This window comes from Microbacterium sp. zg.Y909 (genome assembly GCF_024626565.1).
In genome coordinates, this window is sequence record NZ_JANJFJ010000387.1 from 1 (window position 1) to 4,094 (window position 4,094).

The following is a 4,094-nucleotide window of genomic DNA, read 5'->3' on the forward strand; positions in this document are numbered from 1 at the left end:
GCGTCTTCGGTCACCGCCTCGATGACCGGGTGCACCCGCCGGATCATCACCTGCGCCGACCGGTGGTCGGCCAGGCGCAGACGCAGAGCGGCGAACGCGTAGCTCGCCGCGAAGGCGAAGAGGTCCGCCGCCACCGCCGCGGCGATGGGCACCCGTTCCGCCGCGTAGCAGACCGCCGTCACGACGGGCTGACAGCCCGGCGTGCGGCGCTGCTTCACCCGGGCGGCCCAGGCCGCGATGTCGTCGGCACCAGGCGTCCCCTCGAAGATCTCCGCGGTGATGTCGGCCAGCTGCCTTCCGCTGCGCACGCTGGACGTGCGCAGCTCCGCGTTCAGCTTCGACGCGAACAGCACCCGGTCGACCTCGGCCACGGCATCCCACTCGCCGCGGGACGCACATCCGTGCGCCCGAGCGAGCGCCGTGGCGTCACCCGGCCCCACAGAGGAGATCAACAGGTCCTCGAGCAGGTCGCCCACCGTGCCGGCATCCACGAGCCCGGCCTGGTGGAACCCCTCCAGGCCGTGCGACATCGTGTAGAAGCCACTGGGGAATGCGGAGTCGGTCAGTTGCAGGCCGACCAGCAGCGGTGCCACCGCCGACCCCGCACTCGTGGTCATGATCGTCATATCGGGGCGATCATGCGAGGAAGAACAGCTGGGTCAGCGGCAGCGCCTGGGCCGGTTCGATCTCTGCCGGGACCCCATCCAGCGACACCCGGTAGGTCTCCGGATCGACCGTGACCTCCGGGGTCTCGCTGTTGCGCACCATGCTGCTCTTGCCGATCGATCGGGTGTTGCGCACCGGGAGGATCTGGCTCTTCAGCCCGAGCATCTCCGGCACCCCCTTCTCGATCGACACCTTCGACACGAACGTCGCCCGCGTCGCGTGCAGCGGCTGCGGCAGGGCACCGAACGCCGGCCGGAAGTACACCGGCTGGGGCGTGGGCAGCGAGGCGTTGGGGTCGCCCATCAGACCCCAGTTGATCAGGCCGCCCTTGATGACCACCTTCGGCTTCGCCGCGAACGTGTCCACCGGCCACAGCACGATGTCGGCCATCTTGCCGGGCTCGAGCGAGCCGACGTAGTCCGAGATGCCGTGGGTGATCGCGGGGTTGATCGTCACCTTCGCGAGGTACCGCAGCACCCGGAAGTTGTCGTTGTCCTCGGCATCCTCCGGCAGCTTGCCGCGCTTGTCCTTGCAGTGGTGCGCCGTCTGGAACGCCCTCGTCACCGACTCGCCGATACGGCCCATGGCCTGCGAGTCCGACGAGAACATGGAGATGACGCCCATGTCCTGCAGCACGGTCTCTGCCGAGATCGTCTCGGCGCGCACCCGGGAGTCGGCGAACGCGACGTCCTCCGGGGCGTCGTACGAGAGGTGGTGGCACACCATCACCATGTCCAGCAGCTCGTCGACGGAGTTGACCGTGTAGGGCAGGGTGGGATTCGTCGAGGACGGCAGCACGTTGGACTGCCCCGCGATCTTCATGATGTCCGGGGCGTGTCCACCGCCGGCACCCTCGGTGTGGTACGTGTGGATCGTCCGGCCATTGATCGCCGAGATGGTGTTCTCCACGAATCCCGACTCGTTCAGGCTGTCGGTGTGGATGGCGACCTGGATGTCGTACTCGTCGGCGATCTGCAACGCCATGTCGATGGCGGCCGGAGTCGTTCCCCAGTCCTCGTGCACCTTCAGCCCACCCGCGCCGGCTTCCACCTGGTCGATGAGCGCCTGCGGCAGCGAGCTGTTGCCCTTGCCGTGGATGCCCACATTGATGGGGAGGTCGTCCCATGCCTGCAGCATGCGGTGGATGTTCCACGTGCCCGGCGTGCAGGTCGTGCCGTTGGTGCCGTCGGTCGGGCCGGTCCCACCGCCGAAGAGCGTGGTGATGCCGTTGGACAGCGCGTTGTACACCTGCTGGGGGGAGATGAAGTGCACGTGCGGGTCCATCGCGCCGGCGGTGGCGATGAGGTGCTCACCGGCGATCACCTCGGTGCCGGGGCCGACGACGAGGTGCGGATCGACGCCCTTCTGCGTCTGCGGGTTGCCGGACTTGCCGATGCCGGCGATCTTGCCGTCCCGCACGCCGATGTCTGCTTTGACGATGCCGAGGATGGCATCCATCACGATCACGTTCGTGATCACGAGGTCGAGCGATCCCTGCGAGGAGCTGGCCTGAGGGTCTGATCCCATGCCGTCGCGGGCGGACTTGCCGCCGCCGTACACGACCTCGTCGCCGTAGCTGTCAGCGGCGTAGTCCTTCTCGATCTCGATGACGAGGTTCGTGTCTGCCAGATGCACGCGGTCGCCGACGGTCGGGCCGAAGAGGTCCGTGTACTGCTTCTTGGAGATGATGGCCATGGCTAGTTGCTCCCCTTCTTGCTTCCGGATGCGTTGTTGTCTGCTTTCGAGTTACCGGACGACTTCTTCGCCGTCGCCGGGCTCGCATTCCCGCCGCTGTTGGCCTCGCCGTTCTGGTACCCGCGCTCGGCGAGCATCCTCATCGCGTTCGCCTTGGTCTGCTCCGCATCGAGGCCGCCGTTGACGAACCCGTTGAACCCCACGATGCGGCGGGCACCGGCGAAGGCGACCAGGGTGACCTGCTTGGTCTCTCCGGGCTCGAAACGCACCCCGCTGCCGGCGGGGATGTCCAGGTGCATGCCCCACGCCTGCTCACGCGGAAAGAGCATGGCCGAATTGACCTCGAAGAAGTGGAAGTGCGAGCCGATCTGCACCGGCCGGTCGCCGGTGTTCGTGACGTTCATCGTCACCGAGGGCCGGCCCTCGTTGATCTCGATGGTGTCGGCACCGTGGTGGTAGCTGGGGCGTCTGCTGAGCATGATGTTCCCTCCGGTTACGAGTCAGTGGTCGTGGTCGTGGTGTGCGTCGGAGAGCGCCAACGCGTCGCTGTCGTGAGGGTGATGCACGTGGGCGTGCAGGCCCCCGTGCGTGTGGGAGTGCCGCGTTCCGTCGGCGTGGTCGTGCGGATGCGGGTGGGCGTGAGCCTCGCCCTCGAACGCGTGCGAGTGGGCGTACCCGTGGCCGTGGTCGGCGAGGAGCCCCGTGTCGATGCCGTCGTCGCCGGCATCGAGGGCGGCGAGCGCGTCGCGCACCCGGGTGCCGATCACCCGCACGATCGATGCGTCGCTCATCACCGGCCCGCCGAATTCGACGTCCGCGGCGGGCAGCGAGGCGGCGAATCCCGCAGGAACCGCCACGATGCGCGTCGCGCCGAGCCGGCGCAGCCGCGCCGCTGCCGCGGAGAGCTGTGCGCCGTCGTCGGCGATCGCCACCGCCACCTCGTCGAGCGCGCCGTGCGTGGCGACGAGATAGCCCACGCGGTGCAGCTCCGCCTCGTCGAACGGGTTGGAGTGCGGCGCGACGATGAGCAGAGCGGATGCCGGATCGACGAGGCTCGCCCGATTGGCCGCGGTGCGCAACCAGGCGGTGAGATGGTCGATCTGCCCGAAGGGGGCGGTCAGCGCGATCCGCCCAGCGTGCGTACGGTTCAGCCAGCGGAGCGTCTTGGCCGCGTCGGCGACCATGGCGGGGTCCCGCCCGAAGGTCATCGGGAGCACCACGACGGGGTCGCCGTGGTCGAGCGCGGCGCTGACGATGTTGTGCAGCGCCCGGCCCGCGACCGTGGTGCGCGCGCCGTCCACGAGCGGCTCGAACCGCTCGAGGTCGCGCGCGTCGTCGCTCTCGTGCCCGCCGACGAGGACGATCTGCACTCCGGTGGCGCCCGTCATCTCCTCAGCCGCCGATGGGGTCGTGGCAGGAGACCAGTTTCGTGCCGTCGGGGAATGTCGCTTCGACCTGCAGAAGCGTCACTCGTTCACGGACGCCGGGCATGCACTGGTCGACCGTGACGATTTTCTTTCCCAGCTCCATGCAGTCCGAGACGGTCTTGCCGTCACGGGCGGCTTCGAGAACCCCCTCCGTCACGAGGGCGATCGCCTCACTGACGTTGAGCTTCGTGCCGCGATCTCGGCGGCGTCGCGCGAGTTCCGCGACCTGGTAGACGTACAGCTTGTCGATCTCGCGTGGCGTGAGGTCCATTGCAGCTCCTGACATCCGATTGAGAGAGGACGCGC

At 68.3% G+C, this 4,094-nt stretch carries 5 protein-coding genes; all 5 read right to left on the reverse strand.

The features are described 5' to 3' along the window. Positions 1-617, reverse strand: a 617-nt coding sequence (locus NQ160_RS19805; protein ID WP_257516823.1) for an urease accessory protein UreF, incomplete at its 3' end; no start/stop codon positions are given. Positions 618-636: 19 nt separating this feature from the next. After that, positions 637-2,361, reverse strand: a complete 1,725-nt coding sequence (gene ureC, locus NQ160_RS19810; protein WP_257516824.1) for an urease subunit alpha — start codon at positions 2,359-2,361, stop codon at positions 637-639. 2 nt (positions 2,362-2,363) lie between these two features. Then, entirely contained in the window at positions 2,364-2,840 is a 477-nt protein-coding gene (locus NQ160_RS19815) for an urease subunit beta (protein ID WP_257516825.1), read from the reverse strand. A gap of 21 nt (positions 2,841-2,861) precedes the next feature. Then, positions 2,862-3,749, reverse strand: coding sequence for a hypothetical protein (locus tag NQ160_RS19820; RefSeq protein ID WP_257516826.1), 888 nt, complete (start codon positions 3,747-3,749; stop codon positions 2,862-2,864). Positions 3,750-3,753: 4 nt separating this feature from the next. Continuing rightward, positions 3,754-4,059, reverse strand: coding sequence for an urease subunit gamma (locus NQ160_RS19825; protein ID WP_257516827.1), 306 nt, complete (start codon positions 4,057-4,059; stop codon positions 3,754-3,756). Positions 4,060-4,094: the final 35 nt, after the last annotated feature.

What these genes read in the sequence shown, in the direction of transcription:
- ureC (WP_257516824.1), bottom strand. Translation starts at nt 2,361, where the DNA reads ATGGCCATCATCTCCAAGAAGCAGTACACGGACCTCTTCGGCCCGACC.
- NQ160_RS19815 (WP_257516825.1), bottom strand. Translation starts at nt 2,840, where the DNA reads ATGCTCAGCAGACGCCCCAGCTACCACCACGGTGCCGACACCATCGAG.
- NQ160_RS19820 (WP_257516826.1), bottom strand. Translation starts at nt 3,749, where the DNA reads ATGACGGGCGCCACCGGAGTGCAGATCGTCCTCGTCGGCGGGCACGAG.
- NQ160_RS19825 (WP_257516827.1), bottom strand. Translation starts at nt 4,059, where the DNA reads ATGGACCTCACGCCACGCGAGATCGACAAGCTGTACGTCTACCAGGTC.